At 69.5% G+C, this 21,077-nt stretch carries 18 protein-coding genes and 1 pseudogene; 10 read left to right on the plus strand and 9 right to left on the minus strand.

Annotated features, from left to right (window positions below):
- Positions 1 to 68 precede the first annotated feature (68 nt).
- A complete protein-coding gene (locus tag AB0B39_RS25715; protein ID WP_357575615.1) occupies positions 69 to 1,256 on the minus strand; it encodes an FUSC family protein in 1,188 nt (395 codons plus the stop codon).
- Between the two features lie 669 nt (positions 1,257 to 1,925).
- Here AB0B39_RS25715 and AB0B39_RS25720 point away from each other — a divergent pair.
- Positions 1,926 to 2,138, plus strand: coding sequence for a hypothetical protein (locus tag AB0B39_RS25720; RefSeq protein WP_357575616.1), 213 nt, complete (start codon positions 1,926 to 1,928; stop codon positions 2,136 to 2,138).
- A 218-nt stretch (positions 2,139 to 2,356) separates the two neighbouring features.
- Here the strand turns inward: AB0B39_RS25720 and AB0B39_RS25725 are convergent, their stop codons facing one another.
- On the minus strand, positions 2,357 to 4,183 hold the full coding sequence (locus AB0B39_RS25725) for an alpha-galactosidase (protein ID WP_357575617.1): 1,827 nt from the start codon (positions 4,181 to 4,183) through the stop codon (positions 2,357 to 2,359).
- 343 nt (positions 4,184 to 4,526) lie between these two features.
- Between AB0B39_RS25725 and AB0B39_RS25730 the strand changes: the two genes are divergently transcribed.
- Entirely contained in the window at positions 4,527 to 4,949 is a 423-nt protein-coding gene (locus AB0B39_RS25730) for a hypothetical protein (protein WP_357575618.1), read from the plus strand.
- 12 nt (positions 4,950 to 4,961) lie between these two features.
- On the opposite strand, the gene AB0B39_RS25735 is transcribed toward AB0B39_RS25730, so the two are convergent.
- Positions 4,962 to 5,135: a hypothetical protein gene (locus AB0B39_RS25735; RefSeq protein ID WP_357575619.1), complete on the minus strand. Its 174-nt coding sequence runs from the start codon at positions 5,133 to 5,135 to the stop codon at positions 4,962 to 4,964.
- 689 nt (positions 5,136 to 5,824) lie between these two features.
- Here AB0B39_RS25735 and AB0B39_RS25740 point away from each other — a divergent pair.
- On the plus strand, positions 5,825 to 6,955 hold the full coding sequence (locus AB0B39_RS25740) for a helix-turn-helix transcriptional regulator (RefSeq protein ID WP_357497581.1): 1,131 nt from the start codon (positions 5,825 to 5,827) through the stop codon (positions 6,953 to 6,955).
- Entirely contained in the window at positions 6,952 to 7,536 is a 585-nt protein-coding gene (locus AB0B39_RS25745) for an HD domain-containing protein (protein WP_357497579.1), read from the plus strand. Before AB0B39_RS25740 ends, AB0B39_RS25745 begins: the two co-directional genes overlap by 4 nt.
- A 34-nt stretch (positions 7,537 to 7,570) precedes the next feature.
- On the opposite strand, the pseudogene AB0B39_RS25750 reads toward AB0B39_RS25745, so the two are convergent.
- Positions 7,571 to 7,660: pseudogene (locus AB0B39_RS25750) on the minus strand (NUDIX hydrolase); the annotation flags it as partial.
- Positions 7,661 to 7,707: 47 nt separating this feature from the next.
- On the opposite strand from AB0B39_RS25750, the gene AB0B39_RS25755 reads away from it, so the two are divergent.
- Positions 7,708 to 8,040, plus strand: coding sequence for a hypothetical protein (locus AB0B39_RS25755; RefSeq protein WP_357575620.1), 333 nt, complete (start codon positions 7,708 to 7,710; stop codon positions 8,038 to 8,040).
- Positions 8,041 to 8,187: 147 nt separating this feature from the next.
- On the opposite strand, the gene AB0B39_RS25760 is transcribed toward AB0B39_RS25755, so the two are convergent.
- Positions 8,188 to 9,570 carry a cation:dicarboxylase symporter family transporter gene (locus AB0B39_RS25760; RefSeq protein ID WP_234583548.1) on the minus strand — a complete coding sequence of 461 codons (1,383 nt, stop codon included), beginning with the start codon at positions 9,568 to 9,570 and terminating at the stop codon, positions 8,188 to 8,190.
- A gap of 77 nt (positions 9,571 to 9,647) precedes the next feature.
- Here AB0B39_RS25760 and AB0B39_RS25765 point away from each other — a divergent pair, with 77 nt between their 5' ends.
- Positions 9,648 to 11,240, plus strand: a complete 1,593-nt coding sequence (locus AB0B39_RS25765; RefSeq protein WP_357575621.1) for a sensor histidine kinase — start codon at positions 9,648 to 9,650, stop codon at positions 11,238 to 11,240.
- Positions 11,237 to 11,932 (plus strand): response regulator, encoded by a 696-nt coding sequence (locus tag AB0B39_RS25770; protein ID WP_357575622.1) that lies wholly within the window; start codon positions 11,237 to 11,239, stop codon positions 11,930 to 11,932. Before AB0B39_RS25765 ends, AB0B39_RS25770 begins: the two co-directional genes overlap by 4 nt.
- Positions 11,933 to 12,084: 152 nt before the next feature.
- Here the strand turns inward: AB0B39_RS25770 and AB0B39_RS25775 are convergent, their stop codons facing one another.
- Both AB0B39_RS25775 and AB0B39_RS25780 read right to left on the minus strand, forming a co-directional pair.
- Positions 12,085 to 12,399 carry a helix-turn-helix transcriptional regulator gene (locus AB0B39_RS25775; RefSeq protein WP_357497571.1) on the minus strand — a complete coding sequence of 105 codons (315 nt, stop codon included), beginning with the start codon at positions 12,397 to 12,399 and terminating at the stop codon, positions 12,085 to 12,087.
- Entirely contained in the window at positions 12,399 to 12,761 is a 363-nt protein-coding gene (locus AB0B39_RS25780) for a type II toxin-antitoxin system RelE/ParE family toxin (protein WP_357575685.1), read from the minus strand. Before AB0B39_RS25780 ends, AB0B39_RS25775 begins: the two co-directional genes overlap by 1 nt.
- Before the next feature lie 306 nt (positions 12,762 to 13,067).
- On the opposite strand from AB0B39_RS25780, the gene abc-f reads away from it, so the two are divergent.
- On the plus strand, positions 13,068 to 14,705 hold the full coding sequence (gene abc-f, locus AB0B39_RS25785; protein WP_357497569.1) for a ribosomal protection-like ABC-F family protein: 1,638 nt from the start codon (positions 13,068 to 13,070) through the stop codon (positions 14,703 to 14,705).
- A gap of 44 nt (positions 14,706 to 14,749) precedes the next feature.
- On the opposite strand, the gene dnaE is transcribed toward abc-f, so the two are convergent.
- Positions 14,750 to 18,280 carry a DNA polymerase III subunit alpha gene (gene dnaE, locus AB0B39_RS25790; protein ID WP_357575623.1) on the minus strand — a complete coding sequence of 1,177 codons (3,531 nt, stop codon included), beginning with the start codon at positions 18,278 to 18,280 and terminating at the stop codon, positions 14,750 to 14,752.
- A gap of 139 nt (positions 18,281 to 18,419) precedes the next feature.
- Complete coding sequence (locus tag AB0B39_RS25795; protein ID WP_357575624.1) at positions 18,420 to 18,764, minus strand: hypothetical protein; 345 nt, start codon at positions 18,762 to 18,764, stop codon at positions 18,420 to 18,422.
- A gap of 189 nt (positions 18,765 to 18,953) precedes the next feature.
- On the opposite strand from AB0B39_RS25795, the gene AB0B39_RS25800 reads away from it, so the two are divergent.
- Together AB0B39_RS25800 and AB0B39_RS25805 are read left to right on the plus strand one after the other, a co-directional pair.
- On the plus strand, positions 18,954 to 20,369 hold the full coding sequence (locus tag AB0B39_RS25800) for a hypothetical protein (RefSeq protein ID WP_357575625.1): 1,416 nt from the start codon (positions 18,954 to 18,956) through the stop codon (positions 20,367 to 20,369).
- A gap of 47 nt (positions 20,370 to 20,416) precedes the next feature.
- Positions 20,417 to 21,037 carry an L-threonylcarbamoyladenylate synthase gene (locus tag AB0B39_RS25805; RefSeq protein ID WP_357497565.1) on the plus strand — a complete coding sequence of 207 codons (621 nt, stop codon included), beginning with the start codon at positions 20,417 to 20,419 and terminating at the stop codon, positions 21,035 to 21,037.
- Positions 21,038 to 21,077: the final 40 nt, after the last annotated feature.

Raw genomic sequence — 21,077 nt, forward strand, 5'->3', positions numbered from 1 at the left:
GCCTGTGGGCGCCCGGCGGGGATCTGCGGGCTGTGCCCGGCACCCGGCGCTCGCCACCCGGAGCGACGTCACCGACGCTGATCCGCGCCCGGTGGGTGGATCCGGATGAGGCTGTCGGCAAGGCCGGCCAGCCATCGGTCGACCTCCACCAGGTGCCGCACCGCCGAGGCGTCGGCCGTGCCGAGCAGCGGACGGACCCGGTCCACCTCGTCGACACAGTCGCCCGGGGTCGGCACCGGACCCGCGGCTCGGCCCTGCGCCACCTCGCCGGCCAGTTCGTCGTACGCCGACCGCAGGTGCCCGGCCGCGTCCCGCAGCAGCACCGCCGCCGCCGGCCAGCCGGCGAGGCAGCCGGGCGGGTTGCGGCGCAGCAGCGACTCGGCGCCGGGCACCACGTGCTGCCCGGCGCCCAGGGCGGCGTCCCAGTCCACGCGTGCGCGCCGCGGGTCGTGGCGCTCCGAGTGGTACTGGCAGTAGGACGAGTCGACCAGGACCATCCGCTGGCGGACCCGATCGAGGTCGTCCTCGGGCGGCGGCGCATTGCCGAGCACCGCCTCCACGGTCCGCTCGACCGCGTCCCCGCTGGCCGTCAGGTAACGCGCGGCGTTGTGGCGCAGGTCGTGGCTCGCGCCGCGCGGCCACATGGCGACGCCGGCGAGCACACCGATCACCGCGCCGAGCCCGACGTCGACAAGCCGCGCCTCGGCGAGCCGCCAGCCCTCGGGGCTGAGCTGGCTGAACACGACCGTCAGCAGCAGGGTGAACAGCGCCTGCTGCCACACCGGGCCCAACAGGCGACCGACACCGAACGCCAGCAGCAGCGTGACCGGCAGCACGACGGCGTACACGATGGGCTGCTCGATGAGCAGCACCAGCAGGCCGCTGACGACGACGCCCGCGATCGTGCCGAACACGGCGGGCCGCAGGGCGGTGCGGGTGTCGGCGGCCGAGGTCCGCAGGACCGTGAGAGTTGCCAGGAGCACCCAGAAACCGTGGTTGAGCTGCAACACCCCGGCGGCCACCCGGGCGACCGACAGCGCCACGGCCAGCCGCAGTGCGCTGTGCAGGTGGGCCGAGCGGGGGGCCAGGTGGGAGCGGAACTGCCACCAGTACAGCGTCCACGGGCTGTGTCGCGCGTACTCGAGAGCTTGGGGTACGCCTCGCCCCCGGCGGGCCGGGCCCCGACGGCGACCCGGGCGCCGACGGCGAAGACCCGCACGTGGTCGGCGAGGGCCAGCGCTGTCGCGTCCCGGCACATCCGGGGTACGTCCGGCGCGTCGGCGCCACCGCCTCGTCCGACCGGGTACGCGGCCTCGGCCGCGCGGATCGCGACGTCCAGACCGGTGAGGTCGACCGGCGGCGCACCCGGCGACAGGCTCCGGCCGGCGGCCCGGGTCGTGTCGGCGCAGGTGCGCAGCAGCCGCGCCGCCGCCAGATCCCCGATCGGCTCCGGCGGGGCGTCCCCCGCGAGCCGGTCCGCCTCGACGAGCACCTCCCGCAGCGCGGTCGCCGAGATCCGCAGCGCCCGGTCCTGGGCGCCCGCCGCCGTCGGCGCCCGCTCCGGCGGGTTGCGGCCCAGACCGAGCGGGGCCACCAGGTCGTACGCCCGTGCGCGCCGGCGGTCCCGACCACCGGGACCGGCGTGCGGGTCGGTCAGCGCGTCGGCGGCGTCGTCGAGGAACGCCCCGACACCGTCGGCCGCCCGGGTGAGCATCTGACGGAAGGTGACCGGCACCGGATCGGGCCAGAGCAGCACCTCGGCCGCGGCGAGCAGCAGGACCGCGAGCGTGACCCCGCCCAGGCGCTGCGGCAGGGTGTCCGGTTGGTACGGCGGAAAGGACGCCAGGATGTAGAAGAGCTGGAACGCGCTGGCCAGACCCACCAGGCGCGGATTACCGACCCCCGCGAACGCCACGACGAACCCGATGACAAGCATCCCGCCGGCCGCCGCCCACGTGCTCCACGCCAACAGCGTGCCGGCCGCGATCAGCGCCCAGACCGCCGGCAGCGACATGACGAGGATCCGCGCCCGCTGCGCCGCCGGACCGGGCAACTGCGCGAACGACCCGGCGGCGATCGTGCCGAACAGCCCGTACGTGGCGAGCACCGGGCTGCCCGCCCCGTACCGGCAGGCGTAGAAGACGACTGACGCGATGAGCGTCAGGCGCACCGCGCGCCGCAGGACGGCGTCCCCCGGGTCACGGCGGCGCAGCCGGCCAAGGAGGCTGGTTGCGAGCACGCCTGCTCCCCCGGTTCGTCGCGGCACCCCTTCCCGACCCACCATTGTTCTCCGGGCCGCCCGGGGGCGGCGCGTTTCGCGACTTCATCACCGCCGCGAGGCCACCGGCTGACAGCGCTACACGGTGGTGCGTCGCCATTGCTGGCTGGCGCCGGTGCCGCAGGTCCACTGCACGGCCTGCGCACCGTCCGCCGTGGCGGCGTTCAGCACGTCGAGGCACTTCCCGCTGTGGCGGGCCACGAGCCTGACGTAGCCGGTTCCGAGGTCCTCGACGCGCCACTGCTGGTTGGTGCCGCCGTTGCAGGTCCACTGGATCACACGGACGCCGTCGGCTGTCGCACCCGCGCCGCCGTACACGTCGAGACACTTGCCGCTGCTGACGCTTGTCACCGTCGCGTAGCCGCCGCCGGCGTCGGAGAACCGCCACCGCTGGTTGGCCTGCCCGTTCGCGCCCCACTGGACGACGTTCGCGCCGTCGGCGGTGGACGCGTTGAAGACGTCCAGGAGCTTGCCGCTGTGCCGCGCGGCCACCGTGTAGGTGGTCGGCGTGGGGGCGGTGGTCAGCGGTGCCACGCGGTACAGGCCGCTGCCGTGGGCGGGGATGGAGCGGGTGAGGGTGCCGGTGACGGTGCCGAGACCGGCGCCGGTCCACAGGTCGGTGACGGTGGCCGAGCCGATGCCCAGATCGGCCAGGTTCACCGAGACGTTGGCGGTCGCGCTCTCGCGGTTGAACAGCGCCACGTACCGGTGGTCGGTGCCGGGAACGTCGGCGGTCCACACCTGCCGGGTGCCGCCGACGAGCTGCCGGTTGTTGGCGCTGTTCTGGTCGACGGCGAGCACCGCCGCGTTGGTCATCAACGCCAGCTCGGCGGCACGGTTCTCGACCAGGTTGCCGCCCCACATCAGCGGCGCCCGGTTGATCGCCCACAGGGTCATCAGCGTGCGCTGCTCGTCGGCGGTGAGCCCGGAGTAGCGGGGGGCGCCAACCGGGCCGTACTTCGACAGCCGCCCGATCGGGATCATGTCCGGGTCGGGCCAGGCGCCTGTCGTCCGGTACGGCGTCCAGTTGCGCAGCTGGTCGAACAGCGCGTCGAGCGACGACCAGTTGTCCCACAGGTCGTTGACGATGCGCCACATGTGCGCGTTGTCCCGGACGTGGCCGCCACTGGCCAGCGGTGTCGCGCCGGGCGAGAGGCTCAGCACCATCGGCCGTCCGCTGTGCTGGATCGCCGTCCGGTAGCCCTCGACCTCGGCCTGCCGGTACGTCGGGGCCGCGATGTCGTCCACCTTCACGTAGTCGACACCCCAGCTGGCCAGGAGCTGGAAGACCGAGTCGAGGTACGCCTGCGCGCAGGCGTTGGACATGTTCAGACCCCACATCAGGTTGAGCCAGGCCGCGGTGGTGCTGTTGTTGATCTGGTTGGCGCGGCAGGTGGTGCCGAGGATGGGCACGTTGTCCGCGACCGCCTGCCGAGGGATGCCGCGCATCAAGTGGACGCCGAACTTCAGTCCCTGGTCGTGCACGTAGTCGGCGAGAGGCTTGAACCCGTTGCCGCCCGCCGCCGAGGGAAACCGGGTGGTGTCCGGCAGCAGCCGTCCGTTGGCGTCCATCCGCAGCCGGGGATTGAGGTTGGCGTCCTGGTTGGGGCTGTTGTTGTGCTGCCCCGGGTAGTACCAGGCCCAGTCGATGACGACGTACTGCCAGCCGTGCTGGCGCAGGTTGTCGCGCATGTAGTCGGCGTTGGCCCGGACGTCCGCCTCGGTGACGCTCCAGTTGAACGAGTCGTAGCTGTTCCAACCCATCGGCGGGGTGTTCGCCGTGCCGTTGTCCCACGCCACGGCGGGCTTCGGGGAGATGACGGTGAGGCCGACGGCGACCAGCACGACCAGGGCCGTGAGCCCGGCCATCCGCCAAGTGGTGGAACGCGCGAGGACGAGCGTCATCGGACCTCCCGACAAACAGTGGTGGTTGTCGATGTTAACGCTCACACATTGCCTGTCAAGTCCACCGAGAACACCTGACGGCCTTGATCAAGGGACTACCGCGTCGGCTGCACGCCATGTCGACGTGCTGGTGAGCGGTATACCGCAGAGGTATGAATATGACTCTGCGGTATACCGCTCACTACCGAATCCCCCCACCGGGGATGACCGACGGTGACCGCCGGCGGCGCCCACCGCCCCAGCCAGTGGGAGCAGGTCACTGTCACGACACGACCGGCGCAACCGCAACCGATCCTCAAGGGTCGCCGACCCGATCCAGGCATGCCGATGGTACGTATGGCGCGTGACCTACTTCGCGGACCTGACGCCGTACACGTACCTGGAGCGGCACGAGGACGAGCCAGGGGCAGCCGACGAGCCGTGGCCAGACCTGCCGCTGCTCAACGTCGGTTGGCTGGATGCCGCGCATCCGTACCCGACCGGCGCTGCCCCGGACTGGTTGATGCCCGCTCTGACGGCACTGGCCAAGGCGCGGGTCCGCCAGACACGCGGGTACCACTACTGCGAAATCTGCATCCGGGACCTGGGCGGGGACGCCAGGGAAGCCATCCGGCAGGGCGTGATCGCCCGCGAGAGCGCCGAATTCGAGGTCCGGGGCGACGGCGTCGTGTACGCCGCACCCCAGCTCCTGCTCCACTACGTCGCCGCCCACGAATACCTGCCACCAGCCGAGTTCTGCACGGCGGCGCTGGGAGCAACGAGCTGACGCATCGACGCGTCACACGAGCCGTCGGATGCGGACCTTCGGGCGCTCGTTGCGCAGGTGGCCCTGCTTGTGCTGGCGGACCTGCTCGTCCCAGACCGCCTGGTCGTAGCCGGGATCGGGCGGGATCCACCTGTGCGACCCGTCGCTGTAGTGGTACTTCTCGTCTCCGGGCCGAAGGATGCTCACCGCACCCAGCCCAGAAAGCGCCGGTGCAGTGCCTCTACCGGTGCCCAGGTCAGGTCGGCTGAGGCGCGGACCAGTTGCGCTCCCATGTAGATGGCAAGCGACAGCGAAGCCCCATCGAACTCGGCGCTCAGTTCACGCCGTCGGGGCGGACACGGCCACGGCGCATCGCACGCCCCGCAACTCCAGATCGGTAGCACCGGCCCGTGCATGCTCGGCGTTGACCTCCGCATCTGATCCTGCCGCGACGTGCTGGTGTTCCGGCGCTCCCGGTCGCCGTTCACTGTTGCTCCCTCGGCCAGTGGCCTCGGCTGATCGGGATGCGGTGCCGATTCCGGCAGGGGAGGTTTGCGCCGCACCGGCATGTCCATCGCCATCTACGCCAGGACCACACCGGGCGGTGCCGCCGGGCCAGGGTCATCGCAACCGCTGACAGGTACTGGTCGTAGGAAACTCGTTGCCTTGGTAGTGAGGTGTTCTTCATCGATGTCTCCGTTGGCCGGGTCGGGCAGCACGACATGACCGACCCACTGAGGCGGGGCCGGTTACGGAACGTCCGGTACCTATGACGCTACGATCACTAGGGCGTCGGCTGGACTCACCAGCAGTACGAGTGAGCAGGCCAGGCCATGTCGGTCCACGCAGACGCCGGGACTGGAACGTCGACCAACGGTCAACGTAGGGATGTCGGGATGGCGACCCAGGGGCACGCGCACTGCCGACGCGGCGGCGTAACCGGATATCTGCTGAAGCTGATCCGCGAATCCATCCCCGCGACTCAGGAGCACCTTGCGGTCGAGTTGGGTGTGGAGAGGGCAACAGTCCAGAGTTGGGAATCGGGACGGCGGCCCTTCACCTCAGTCGCGTTCGGCCAGGCAATCGCGATCCGCCAGAAACTGACCACGCTCGGTGCCAACGCCGTCCTGTTGGACGCTCTCGACGATGCCGCCGAGGCCGACTTCATCCTGGCTGCGGTGCTCGATACCCACGCCGAACGGAGCGACGTCAACCAGCAGCCGCTGGGCTGGTCAGTACTTACCCAGCGCCTGACCGACCTCGTCCTCTGGGCGGTGATCGGGCAACCACCGCCGTTTCTGCGAGACCTCGCGCTCCGCGGCTGTCGGCGTGGACCGGTGGCCGCCGGCCCGCTGATACCCGTGGAAGAACGCGCCGCCTTCTTCACGCACCTCCGCGTCCTCGCTGAGCGCGCCGTCAGCCGTCGCGACCCCAACGTCGTACTCCATCGGCAGGCGTGCTTCCTGGCCGGCACGGACCCCACGGGCACGTCTGCGGCCTGGCTGACGCAGCACAACGCGAAGAACAGCCGTCCACCCACCAGGTTTCACACGTGGACACCGCTGTGGCCCGATGCCCGCTCATTGGCGACGTCTCTTGCGAATCAGGGCGATCCCGAGCCGCTACGACACTTCATCGCCCGCGCACACCCCGACGACGCCTGCGAACGCGCCGCCCTGAACTACTCGGCCTACTGGGTCGGCGAGATCCCGTACCGCCAGCGCGACGATTCCTTCATGCCGACAGCGCTCTCCGACTGGCGGGGCTTTCGACTCCTGCGACACCTGGTCGAACGCCTGGACGGCAGCCGCGCCTTCGTGGACCTCAACATTCACAACACCTGGGCACTGCTGACCGCCCGACGCCAACTCGCGCTCGACCACCCCGCAGTCGGCCGATCACTCATCGAACGGAGTGCTGCCCTCCTCGACGGCCGCTCGATCTCAGAGCAGTCCCGAAGAGAATTAACGTCTATCGTCTACAGCCTGCGCACCGACGGACTTACCGGCACAGGGACGGGCAGATGAGCGACGACCACGACGACGCCACCGGCGCCATGAACTTCATCTTCGAGGCAGGCGTCCTCAAGCGTGCAGCTCGCACCGGCTGGTGGTTCGCTGGCGTCAGGCACCCCGAGTCCATTGCCGAGCATTCGTTTCGCACGGCCCTCATCGGCATGATGCTTGCCGCGATGGAAGGGGCCGACCCAGCCCGGGTGTCGATGATGTGCGTCCTGCACGACACCCAGGAAACCCGAATCACTGACATACCCCACATCGCGAAGCGCTACCTCAGCGCAGCGCCGAACACCGCTGTCACCGCCGACCAGGTCGCCGACTGCCCGCCCGCCGTCGCCGACACGATCACGGCTGCGGTCACCGAGTACGAGGCCCAGGAAACTCTGGAAGCCATCGTCGCCCGCGACGCCGACAAGCTGGAATGCCTTGTTCAAGCTGTCGAGTATCGCCATCAGGGCATCGACAACGTCCAACGCTGGATCGACAGCTCGCGTGGGGCCCTCAAGACGACCTCCGCTCAACGCCTCGCCGACGCCGCTCTCGCAGGGCAACCGCTCGCCTGGCTCGCCCCTCCCCCACCGCAGCCATAGAGGCACCATGGGTCCTGGGCGCCCGCCCACAACTCCCGCGTGCTTGTCGGGCAATCAACCGAAGCACCGCAATCACCGTTTTGGCCCCAACGATCTCGCCTCACGTCACGAGTTCTCGCGCTTCACCGGCAACCCATAACCGTGCACCGAGCCTGAGTACTCTCTGCGGACGTGAAGGATCATGAGCAGTACGTGCGGTACCAAGAGGACCGAATCGTGCTGGCGGCGATCGGGGCTCATCTCGAAACTCAGACCAGTCGGATCAGCGTGCGGTTACCCCAGCCTGTGGCTGATTCCGCGGTCGGCGCCTGGGAGCGCGAGGAACTGGGTGGGATCAGTGAGGAGACATGCGAAGAGCACGACCTGCGCAACGATGCCGCAGAGTTGGCTCTGATCGGCCTGGCGATCAACTCTCGCGGTGTTCCTGACGGCGAGGAAGTCGTCGTCGATCTGGATGTCATCCAGGTCGCGGCGGCGTTGCAGGCGGCACGTGATCGAGGGTGATCGGGCCGGCGCGCTGCCGGCGCCTCTCGGCGGTGATCGACACGAGTTCAGCGAAATCGGGGGGTCCGCCGCGTTCGGATACCCCGGTTTCGCCGAACTCGTGTCGATCAAGGCGCCGATCCCGTGTCGATCACGCTCGTGACCGGGTCAGGCCGGGACGCCGGCAGGCGCGGACGCCTCGTCGGGGCGTGCCGGCGACTCGTCCTCGTCATGGTCGTCGAGCATCGTGGCCTCGTCGAACGGGTCGTCGCCGCGCAGCACTCCGGCCGCCCGGTCCCGGTCGAACTCACCGGTCCAGGTGCCCACCAGGACTGTCGCCACCGCGTTGCCGGCGAAGTTGGTCAGCGCACGGGCCTCCGACATGAACCGGTCGATGCCCACGATCAGGCCGACGCCGTCCACCAGGTCCGGGCGGTGCGACTGGAGCCCGCCGGCCAGGGTCGCGATGCCCGCGCCGGTAACGCCCGCCGCGCCCTTCGAGGCGATGATCATGAACAGCAGCAGCGAGATCTGCTCGCCGATGGAGAGCGGGTTGCCGAGCGCGTCGGCGATGAACAGCGACGCCATCGTCAGGTAGATCGCCGTGCCGTCGAGGTTGAACGAGTACCCGGTCGGCACCGTGATGCCCACGACCGGCTTGCTCACGCCGAAGTGCTCCATCTTGGCGATCAGCCGCGGCAGCGCCGACTCCGACGAGGACGTCGACAGGATCAGCAGGAACTCCCGGCCCAGGTACCGCAGCAGCGAGAAGATCGAGATCCGGGCCACGAACCACAGCAGCGCGCCCAGGACGACCAGCACGAAGATCAGACAGGTGGCGTAGAAGCCGAGCATGATCTGGGCGAGGCTCTTGAGGGCGTCCACGCCTGTCGCGCCGACGACGGCGGCCATCGCGCCGAACGCGCCGACCGGCGCCAGCCACATGATCATGGCAAGGACCTTGAAGACGACCCGCTGGATGACGGCGATCGCGCCGAGCACGGGCTCACCGCGCCGGCCCATCGCCTGCACCGCGAAGCCGACGAGCAGGGCCACCAGCAGCGTCTGGAGCACCTCCCCCTCGGTGAGCGCGGAGAAGAGCGTGGTCGGGATGATCCCGAGCAGGAACTCCGTCGTACCGCCGGCCTCGTCTCCGGCGGCGGCCTTGCCCGCGCCTGCGAGGTCCTGGCCGAGGTCCAGGCCGGAGCCGGGGTGGATGAGGTTGCCGACGACCAGACCGATGGCGAGCGCGACGGTCGACATGGTCAGGAAGTAGCCCAGCGCCAGGCCGCCGACCTTGCCGACCTTCGCGGCCTGCCGGACGGAGCCGACGCCCAGCACGATCGTGCAGAAGATGACCGGGCTGATCATCATCTTGATCAGGTTGACGAAGCCCGTGCCGATCGGCTTGAGTTCCTTGCCGAAATCGGGGGCGACCAGGCCGACCACGATGCCGGCGAGCACGGCCACGATGACGGCCAGGTACAGGTAACGGGTACGGTCCCGGCGGGCCGACGGCTCCGCCGTGGTGGTGGATGCGGTGGTGTCCATGTCGACAATGTGAAGCGCGTCTCACCCGTTGACATCCTTGCGGTCATTCTGTTCACCGCGAAAACCACACGGAGGTGATGGAGGTGGCCCGACGGCAGTGGAGCATCGCGGGACAGCTGTTCGCCCTCCAGGCGGTGGTGGTGACGCTGCTCGTGCTGGCCGGCGCGGCGGGCGCCGTCTGGCTGGCCCGCGTCGACTCCCGCCAGGCCGCGCAGGAGGAGGTGCTCGCCGTGGCGCAGACCGTGGCCGGCTCCCCCGACGTCCGCGCGGCCCTCACGACCGCCGACCCGGCCCGCATCCTGCAGCCGTACGCCGAATCGACCCGCAAGGCCACGGGCACCGACTTCGTTGTCGTGATGGCCCCCGACCGCACCCGTTTCTCGCACCCGACCCGGGAGCTCATCGGCGAGCCGTTCGTCGGCGACATCGGGCCCGCCCTGGCGGGTCACCCGTTCACCACCACGAACGTCGGGACGCTCGGCGAGTCGGTGCGCGCGGTCGTGCCGGTGTACGACGAGCAGCGGCGCATCGTCGGCCTGGTCTCGGTGGGTATCACCACCCGGGCCATCAACCGCAAACTGCTGCGCCAGCTCCCCGTGCTGCTCGGCGTCGCCGCGCCGGCGCTCGCGCTTGCGGCGACCGGGTCGTGGCTGCTCAGCCGCCGGCTGCGCCGCCAGACCCACGGCCTGGGGCCGGCGCAGATGACCCGGATGTACGAGTACTACGACGCGGTCCTGCACTCGGTGCGCGAGGGCCTCGTGGTGCTGACCACCGATCGGCGGGTGGCGCTGATCAACGACGAGGGCCGCCGGTTGCTCGGTCTCGGCGCCGACGAACCGGTCACCGACCAGCCGGTGGTCGGGATCGACCTGCCGCCCGCCGTGGCCGAGCTGCTCGACTCCGGGCGCGACGCCCTCGACGAGCCCATGCTGGCCGGCGACCGGGTGCTGGTGGCCAACCAGCGGACCGCCCGCTTCGAGGGCGCGGCGCTCGGCACCGTACTGACCCTGCGCGACCAGACCGAGCTGCGCACGCTCGCCAGCGAGCTGGACTCGGTCCGCGCGCTGACCGAGGCGTTGCAGGCGCAGACCCACGAGTCGGCCAACCGCCTGCACACCGTCCTCACCCTTGTGGAGCTGGGCCGCGCCGACGAGGCGGTCCGGCTCGGCACCCGGGACCTGGCCCTCGCGCAACAGCTCACCGACCGGGTGGTCGACGCGGTCACCGAGCCGGCCCTGGCCGCGCTGCTGCTCGGCAAGTCCGCCCAGGCCGGCGAGCGCGGCGTGGACCTCGTCATCGAGCCGGACTGCCGCCTCGACGACAGCCCGCTACCGACCAACGACCTGCTCACCGTCGTCGGCAACCTGATCGACAACGCCCTGGAGGCGGTCGCCGGCACGCCGGCGCCGCGCACCGTACGGGTCTTCGTCGGCGCGCTCGACGACGAGCTGATGGTCCGGGTCGCCGACAGCGGGCCGGGGCTGGCCGAGGACCGGGTGGCGGACGCGTTCCGGCGCGGCTGGTCCACCAAGAGCACCGGGCGGGGCCTCGGTCTGGCACTGATCGGGCAGGTGGTCCGCCGCCACGGTGGCCGCTACGAGGTGGGCCGCTCGGACGACGGCGGCAGCCTGTTCACGGTCCGCCTACCGGTCGGCGGTGCACCGCGATGACCGACATCCGGGTGCTTGTCGTCGAGGACGAGCCGCTGCTGGCCGAGGCGCACGCCGCGTACACCGAACGGGTTCCGGGTTTCGTGGTCGTCGGGGTGGCGCACACCGCGCGGGCCGCGATGGCGGCCCTGCGCGCGGGTGGCGGCGGTGACGTGGACCTCGTACTCCTGGATTTTCGGCTGCCCGACCTGCACGGCCTGGACGTCTGCCGGGCGCTGCGCGCGGCCGGCAGCAGCGTCGACGTGCTCGCGGTGACGTCCGCGCGGGACCTGGCGGTGGTGCGCACCGCGGTGTCCCTCGGGGTGACCCACTACCTGCTCAAACCGTTCACGTTCGCGGCGTTCCGCGACAAGCTGGAGCGCTACGCCGACTACCGCGCCCAGGCGCTCGCCGACGGTGAGGTCACCGCCCAGCACGACGTGGACCGGATGTTCGCCACCCTGCGCGGCACCGCCGGGCACAGCCTGCCCAAGGGCCTGGACGCGCAGACCCTCAATCGGGTACGCGGGGCGCTGGCCGACGGGACCGGCCCGCAGGCGGGACTGTCGGCGACCGAGGTGAGCGCGGCGACCGGGATCTCCCGGGTGACCGCCCGGCGCTACCTCGAATACCTGGTGACGATCGACCGCGCGGTCCGCAGCCCCCGCTACGGCACCCCCGGCCGCCCCGAGGTCGAATACCGCCCCCGCTGAGCAGGCCCCGGCTACGAACTGGATGATGCGCAACTATGCGCTGACCTTCCTCGCCGTCACGGCCAGAGGGCTGGCGCCCTACCCGGGGTGGTTTCCCTGCTTGAGGTCATTTTCCCGGGTCGGCAGGTCGGCACCGCGAGACCACCGCCGGATCAAGCGATCTGGCGGAGGTCATCGCCGTAGTCGAAGATGATCCGCATGCGGGCCCCGAGCGCCCGTGCGTATCGGCTCAGCGTCGCGACCTCATTGGCCTCCAGGTCGCCGTTCTCGATCTGGCTGACTCGACCGGGCGTGACACCCATCAGCTCGGCCACCTGCCGCTGAGTCAGGCCCAGCCGCTTCCGCTCTTCGGCGAGATGGAACGCGCTGATCCACGCCTCGGTGCGGGCACGTTCGGCGTCGAGCGCTTCATCGTCTCCATCGTGCAGCTCAGCCCGAACGTCGTCCCAGTCCTGGAAGTCGCTCATCAGCCCTCCCTCCGTTTCCTCTCGAAGGCCAACCAACCCTCGTACGCGATCTCAGCGACCGGGATCGCTTTCTCGTACCACCGATTCCAATCTCCCGCCTTGTTGCCGGCCACCAGCAGCACGGCCTGGGACCAGGGGTCGAAGACGAACAGCACCCGTACGGCAACGTCCCTTCCGGACCGCGGTCGGAGTTCCTTGAGATTGCTGACGGTCGAACCTCTGAGGGTGTCGACCAGCGGACGCCCCAGGCCAGGGCCCGCCTCCGCAAGCATGTCGATCGCCACGTTGACCGACCGGTACGTCGCCGGATCGGTCTGCCGCAGAGATCGCAACCAGTCGCGGACATCCGTTGTCGTCCTGATCGCCCAGCGACGTGGCGGTTAATGAGACATGGACCAACTATAGCCCGGCCTATACACCCAGCGCTGCGTCCTATTACGGTGGCGGACGAAAGATCCGTTGTTAGACTCTGCGGAGTTGGGTCAGCGGTACGACTGGGGAGACCAGACATGGTGGGTGACGACGACATCTCCGGGTGAGACCGGACATGTTCGGCGACGGCTCGGCGCGTAATCACGCAGCCGCCGTGGCCATGACGTCGTTTCACCGGTCCCCGTTGGTCGTCGGGCGGCTTGGACGCGCCCACCCCACCCTTTGAGGTCACTCGCATGTCTGATGCGTACATCGTCTGTTCGAACCTGTCCTTCTCCTGGCCGGACGACACCCCGGTCTTCTCGGAGCTGTCCTTCACGGTCCCGGGCGGTCGCACCGGGCTGGTCGCGCCCAACGGCGCCGGCAAGAGCACGCTGCTGCGGCTGATCGCCGGGGAGCTGACGCCCAGCGACGGGAGCGTCACCGTCGACGGCGTACTCGGGTACCTCCCGCAGACGCTGCCACTGGTCGGCGACCTGACCGTGGCCCAGGTGCTCGGCGTCGCCGAGCGGATCGCGGCCCTGCACGCCATCGAGGCCGGCGACGCCAGCGAGGCGCACTTCGCCACCATCGGTGACGACTGGGACATCGAGGAGCGCACCCGCGCCGAACTCGACCGCCTCGGCCTGGGTGACCTGGCGCTCGACCGGCGGCTGCACACCCTCAGCGGCGGTCAGGTGATCTCCCTCGGCCTGGCCGCGCAACTGCTGCGACGGCCCGACGTCCTGCTGCTCGACGAGCCGACCAACAACCTGGACCTGGCGGCTCGGCACAAGCTCTACGACGTGCTGTCCGACTGGTCCGGGTGCCTGCTGCTGGTCAGCCACGACCGGGAGCTGCTGGACCGGATGGACCGCATCGCCGAGCTGGAACGAGGCGAGATCACCTGGTACGGGGGCAACTTCACCGCGTACACCGAGGCGGTGCAGGCGGCGCGGGAGGTGGCCGAGAGCAACCTGCGCAACGCCGAGCAGGAGGTCAAGCGGGAGAAGCGGGAGATGCAGCAGGCTCGGGAGCGGGCCGACCGGCGGGCCAGCAACGCCTCCAAGAATCTGAAGAACGCCGGTCTGGCCCGGATCGTCGCCGGTGGGCTCAAGCGCAGCGCGCAGGAGTCGGCGGGCAAGGCGCAGGGGACGCACTCGGCCCGGCTCGGCGAGGCCAGGGCCCGTCTCGACGAGGCCGGTCGGGCGGTACGCGACGAGGACACCATCACCGTCGACCTGCCGGACACCACAGTCCCGTCCGGACGGACGGTCTTCTCCGGCCACGGGATGCGGGCGCGCTTCGACGATCGGGAGCTGTTCGGCGGCGACGGCGCCGACCTGGTGATCCGGGGGCCGGAGCGGATCGCGCTCACCGGGGCGAACGGCGCCGGCAAGTCGACCCTGCTGCGCCTCGTCGACGGCGATCTCGAACCGGCCGGCGGCGAGATCAAACGGGCCGACGGGCGGATCGCGTACCTGTCGCAGCGCCTGGACCTGCTGGACCTCGACCGCACGGTAGCGGAGAACTTCGCCGCGTACGCGCCGAGCCTGCCGGACGCCAGGCGGATGAACCTGCTGGCCCGGTTCCTGTTCCGGGGCGCGCGGGTGAACCTACCCGTCGGGGTGCTCTCGGGCGGCGAGCGGCTGCGCGCCACCCTCGCCTGTGTGCTCTGCGCCGAACCGGCACCGCAGCTGCTGCTGCTCGACGAGCCGACCAACAACCTGGACCTGGTCAGCGTCGCCCAACTGGAGAGCGCGCTGACCGCGTACCAGGGGGCCTTTGTGGTGGTCAGCCACGACGAACGGTTCCTCGCCGAGATCGGCGTGCAGCGCTGGTTGCGGCTGGCCGACGGCCAGCTGCGTGAGATCGCGGCCCCCGACCGCGGCTGAGCCCAACGGTCCGGCCGGCGCCTGCCGGCCGGACCGACGCCGGCTCAGCTCACGTTGGCCGGGCCGAGGACGCTCTTCAGGTCACCCATCAGCGCGGTCGTCGCCGCCACCCGGAACGGGCCCAGCCGCAGGGTGGTGGTGCGACCGCCGTTGAGCAGCTTGACGTGCACCTCGGTGTCGCCGGGGTGCAGGACCAGGGTCTCCTTGAGCCGTTCCACAAGCGGCGGCGTGCAGCGGTGCACCGGGATGGTGAGGGTGACGGGCTTGTTGGTGGCGCTGGTGCTGACGTCCGGCATGGACATGTCCATCGCCATGATCCGTGGGGTGTCGTCGCGCCGGTCCACCCGGCCCTTGACCACCACGATCGCGTCCTCGGCGATGTACTGCCCGATCACCTCGTACGTGTTGGGGAAGAACAGCGTCTCCACCCCACCGGCCAGGTCTTCGAGGGTGGCCGACGCCCAGGCGCGGCCCTGCTTGGTGACCCTTCGCTGCACGCCGGAGAGGATGCCGGCGAGGGTGACGACCGCCCCGTCGGGCACCGCGCCGTCCTCGGCGAGGGACGCGATTGTGGTGTCGGCCGCCGCGCCGAGGATGTGTTCCAGGCCGAACAGGGGGTGGTCGGAGACGTACAGGCCGAGCATCTCCCGCTCGAAGGCCAGCTTGTCGCGCTTGTCCCACTCGCTGTCGCCGATGACCGGCATCACCGTCGTGCTGCCGGTGTCGGCGTCGCCGAAGCCGGCGCCGAACAGGTCGTACTGGCCGACGGCCTCCTTGCGCTTGACGTCGGCGTACGCGTCGATGGCGTCGGCGTGCACCGCGAGCAGGCCCTTGCGGGGGTGCTGCATCGAGTCGAACGCGCCCGCCTTGATCAGCGATTCGATTGTCTTCTTGTTGCAGACCACCGCGTCCACCTTGGACAGGAAGTCGTAGAAGTCGGTGTAGTCGCCCTTCTCCTGGCGGCACCGCATGATCGAGGCGACGACGTTCGCGCCGACGTTGCGGACCGCGGCCAGGCCGAAGCGGATGTCCTTGCCGACCGGCGTGAACGGCCCGGCCGACGTGTTCACGTCCGGCGGCAGCACCTGGATGCGCATCCGGCGGCACTCGGACAGGTACAGCGCCATCTTGTCCTTGTCGTCACCGACGGACGTGAGCAGCCCGGCCATGTACTCGGCCGGGTAGTGCGCCTTCAGGTACGCGGTCCAGTAGGACACCAGGCCGTACGCGGCGGAGTGCGCCTTGTTGAAGGCGTACCCGGCGAACGGCACCAGCACGTCCCACACGGCCTGGATCGCCTCGTCGGAGTAGCCGCGCTCGCGGCAGCCGTCCCGGAACGGGATGAACTCCTTGTCGAGGATTTCCTTCTTCTTCTTACCCATCGCCCGGCGCAGCAGGTCCGCCTGACCGAGGGTGTAGCCGGCGAGGATCTGCGCGGCGCGCTGCACCTGCTCCTGGTAGACGATCAGGCCGTGCGTGGGCGCCAGGATCTCCCGCAGCGGCTCCTCCAGCTCCGGGTGGATCGGCGTGATCTCCTGGAGGCCGTTCTTGCGCAGCGCGTAGTTGGTGTGCGAGTCGACGCCCATCGGGCCGGGCCGGTACAGCGCCAGGACGGCGGAGATGTCCTCGAAGTTGTCCGGCTTCATCAACCGCAGCAGCGACCGCATCGGCCCACCGTCGAGCTGGAACACGCCGAGGGTGTCACCGCGGGCCAGCAGCTCGTACGCGGCCTTGTCGTCCAGCGGCAGGCCCAGCAGGTCGAGCTTGAGGCCGTGGTTCAGCTCGATGTTCTTGACCGCGTCGTCGATGATCGTCAGGTTCCGCAGGCCGAGGAAGTCCATCTTCAGCAGCCCGAGCGACTCGCAGGTCGGGTAGTCGAACTGCGTGATGATCGCCCCGTCGGCGTCGCGGCGCATCAACGGGATGTGCTCGATGATCGGCTCGGCGGACATGATGACGCCTGCGGCGTGCACACCTGTCTGCCGGATCAGCCCCTCGATGCCCTTGGCCGTGTCGATCACCTTGCGGACGTCCGGGTCGGAGTCGTACAGGCCCCGGATCTCGCCGGCCTCGGCGTAGCGCGGGTGCTTCGGGTCGAAGATGCCGGTCAGCGGGATGTCCTTGCCCATCACTGCCGGTGGCATCGCCTTGGTGATCCGGTCACCGACGGCGTACGGGAAACCCAGCACCCGCGCCGAGTCCTTGATCGCGGCCTTCGCCTTGATCGTGCCGAACGTGGCGATCTGGGCGACCTTGTCCTCACCCCACTTGTCGGTGACGTACTTGATCACCTCACCGCGCCGACGCTCGTCGAAGTCGATGTCGACATCCGGCATCGAGACCCGCTCGGGGTTGAGGAACCGCTCGAAGATCAGGCCGTGCTGGATCGGGTCCAGGTCGGTGATGCCCAGCGCGTACGCCACGAGCGAGCCGGCGGCCGAACCACGGCCCGGACCCACCGCGATGCCCTGCTTCTTCGCCCACTGGATGAAGTCGGCGACCACGAGGAAGTACGACGGGAAGCCCATCTGGTTGATGACGCCCAGCTCGTACTCGGCCTGGACGACGTGCCCCTCGGGGATGCCGTTCGGGTAGCGGCGGGCCAGCCCGGCGAAGGTCTCCTTGCGGAACCAGGACTCCTCCGTCTCGCCCTCGGGCACCGGGAAGCGCGGCATCAGGTTGTGGAACTCGAACATGCCCTTCGGGTCGACCTTCTCGGCGACCAGCAGGGTGTTGCGGCAGCCCTGCTGCCACAGCTCCGACGAGTCGACCGCACGCATCTGGTCGGCGCTCTTGACGAAGTAGCCGCCGCCCTCGAAGCGGAACCGGTTCGGGTCGTCGATGTTGCTGCCGGTCTGCACGCACAGCAGCACGTCGTGGGCGGTCGCCTGGGCCTCGTGCGTGTAGTGCGAGTCGTTGGTGACGACCGGCGGGATATCCAGCTTGCGGGCGATCTCGGTGAGCCCCTCGCGGACCCGGCTCTCGATGGAGAGGCCGTGATCCATGATCTCCAGGAAGTAGTTCTCCTTGCCGAAGATGTCCTGGTAGCTCGCGGCGACCTTGAGCGCCTCGTCGAACTGCCCCAGCCGCAGCCGGGTCTGCACCGCGCCGGACGGGCAACCGGTGGTCGCCATGATCCCCTCGGCATGCTCGGCGATCAACTCCATGTCCATCCGGGGCCACTTGACGTAGTGCCCCTCCATGGACGCGCGCGAGTTGAGGGTGAACAGGTTCTTCAGGCCCTGCGCGTTCTTCGCCCACATCGTCTTGTGGGTGATCGCGCCGTTACCGGAGATGTCGTCGCTCTTCTGCTCCGGCCGACCCCACTTGACCCGCGCCTTGTGATAGCGCGACTCCGGCGCCACGTACGCCTCGACGCCCAGGATCGGGGTGATCCCGGCGGCCATCGCCTGGTTGTAGAAGTCGTTCGCGCCGTGCATGTTGCCGTGGTCGGTGATCGCCACCGCCGGCATGCCCAGCCGGTTGGCCTCGGCGAACAGGTCCTTCAACCGGGCCGCTCCGTCGAGCATCGAGTACTCGGTGTGCACGTGCAGATGCGCGAACGAATCAGCCATGCCTGGCGCCCCCCGGCGGTGTGGATCTCGGTGGTCGGAGCCGACCGGCACCTACCCTACCGAGCTGATCTCGGCGGCTCCACCGGCCGCGCCGAGGGTCGTGGCCGGCGTCTCGTCGGGTGAGCGACGGGCCGGCCGTTCACCACTCCCCCGCCGGAAAGTGGGTCGAGTCGAGAAATTCTCCCTCCTTTAGCAGGATCAGCCGATAGTGCCCAGACCGCTTCATGGCCTCGTAGAGACGGACGGCCATGGCCCTCCCGTCCGCGTCGTCGACCGCGTCGACGATGACCTCGTACGGATGACTCTTGAACGGCTCGGTGGGGTTGTCGATGCCGTTCACCGCGAACTCGTCGTTCACATGGATGAGGTGATCACCCAACTCACCCCGGAACCGGCGACTCCCTTCGGGCAGCTCCCACAGGCGCACGCCCAGGACGTTCTCCACGTCCTGCAGCAATCGCCGCAGGTCGAGAGAGCCCTCCACGCGACCCACCAAGATATCGAAGTCACTCATCGACCACCGACCCCGGCTCGTTGACTGGCATCAGGCCCGTCAAGATACGACGCCCGGCCGCGTGGCAGAGCACCCTGGTCGGTGCAGGTGGCAGGTGGGCAGGGGCCGCTGCGCCGGATCCATCCGTACCATTCGGCGAACCGTGACGAGGAGGACGCCGTGGTTGAATGGGACATCAAGGTCTATGCGGCATATGCGGGTGGGCTCGCCACCCGCTTAGCGGAGCTGCGGACACGTTTCCCGGACGCCCTGCTGACGTGCGACCTCGAGGGCGAGTTTTCCGGCCCCGAACTCATCTGTTGGGACGGGCACCCGCAGGAGATCTGGGTGTGGGTGTTCGAGCCCGATGACGCTGCGGGGGTGCGACGCGCCCAGGCCCGGCTGGAGCAGCTCCTCGCGAATCCGTACGAGTTGACCAGCATCATGGACAGGCCCGTGGTGGCCGGTCCGAACAACGTTTTCGAGGACTCTGTCACGGCGTCCAGCTTTGTCGAGGTGAGGGGGCGGATCGAGGTTCGGAGCGGACCCGAGGACGGCACCCAGCTGTTTCGGGCGTTCGGCATCGGCAAGAAGGATGACATCGACGAACGAGTGGCGATCAGTCTGGCGCTTGGCGACGCCTTCGAGGCGGACAGCGACTCCCGGAAGGCATTGGGTTTTCGGTACGACGGCGATCACGCCGCCGACCCGCCATCCCCGCCTGTCGCCAATTCGGATGGCCGGCCCTGGAAACGGCCCGAGAGCGTCCATCTCCAGCTCACCATCGACCTCCCCGACGGCGATACCGAGAAGGGCCGCGTCCGAGAGTGGTTTGAATCAGCCCGGAGCTTCTTTGCCGAACTACTGCCATCCGATGCGCTCGCCGCAGCAGCCTGCGGAGACGCCAAGAGGATCGAAGCCGTCATCGGTGCCGCGGCAGACGACGAAGAGCGGTCATGGCAACTCCCCTTCGGCGACGAGGAATGGCAGTCGTTCGTCGCCGAGATCGACTGGCGAACGCCAGACTTCCAGTACCTGCGTGTCGGCGCCGCGGACGGTCAACCGACCCCTGGCGTGGCTGCGCTCGACGAGGGATCACTCGAGGTGGAGTTCTGGCAGTACCCGATGGACGGTGGGCGGCGGGCCGTCCTCGGGATCACACTGCCACGGGCTGTCTTCCTCAGAGTCAGCGAGCGGGCAGTCGCGTTGCTGCGTCAGGCCGCTGAGCAAGGTGCGCTCTTTGGCGAGGTCGGCATCTGCTACGGCGTGAGGCTTATGACTGGACTCGAGTACGCGCTCTATCTGCACTCGTCGGAGACGGTGCGATCCGTGGAGCACGCCCTGCCCGGCTATTCGTGGATCACGATCATCTCCGAATCGTTGGCACAGCGCCTGGGTGGCGCCGAACGACTGCGCAAGACCGGCGCGTTCGTGCGGGTCGACCACCTCGCCGGCGGCGGCTGGTGGCTGATGGCGGCCGAGACTTTCGATGACTACACCGAGGCCGCAGCCGAGCAGGTCTACTCCGCACTGCGCCCAGTGTTGCCCGAGGGCGCCTATCCATCCACCTTCAAGAACGAGTGGCGCGACGGCTGAGACGCCGTCCCGCCCAAGACGACAGACAAGCGCCTAGGCTCGTGCACATGGCGAGGTACTACGACGTACACCCGGAAAACCCGCAGCCCCGGATCATCGGCCAGGTTGCCGACCTGATCCGCGGCGGTGGGCTGGTCGCGTACCCGACGGACTCCTGCTACGCGCTCGGCATCCAGTTGGGCAACCAGGACGGCCTGGACCGGATCCGCCAGATCCGCCACCTCGACGACCGGCACCACTTCACCCTGGTCTGCCGGGACTTCGCGCAGCTCGGCCAGTTCGTGCAGATCAACAACGCGGTCTTCCGGCTGGTGAAGGCGTCCACGCCGGGCAGCTACACGTTCATCCTGCCGGCCACCAAGGAGGTGCCGCGCCGGATGCTGCACCCGCGCAAGCGCACCGTCGGCGTGCGGGTGCCCCGGCACACCGTGACCCAGGCGCTGCTGGCCGAGTTGGGCGAGCCGCTGGTGTCGAGCACCCTGGCGCTGCCCGGTGAGGACGAGCCGATGACCCAGGGCTGGGAGATCAAGGAACGGCTCGACCACCAGCTCGACGCGGTGCTCGACGCCGGCGACTGCGGCAAGGAGCCGACGACGGTGATCGACCTGTCCGGACCCGAGCCGGAGATCCTGCGCCGGGGCGCGGGGGACGTGTCCCGGTTCGAGTAGCGCGGGTCGGTTGGCGGACCGGAGGAGGGCAGCCGCGGGT

Source organism: Micromonospora sp. NPDC049114 (assembly GCF_040648635.1).
In the GTDB taxonomy this organism is placed as follows: domain Bacteria; phylum Actinomycetota; class Actinomycetes; order Mycobacteriales; family Micromonosporaceae; genus Micromonospora.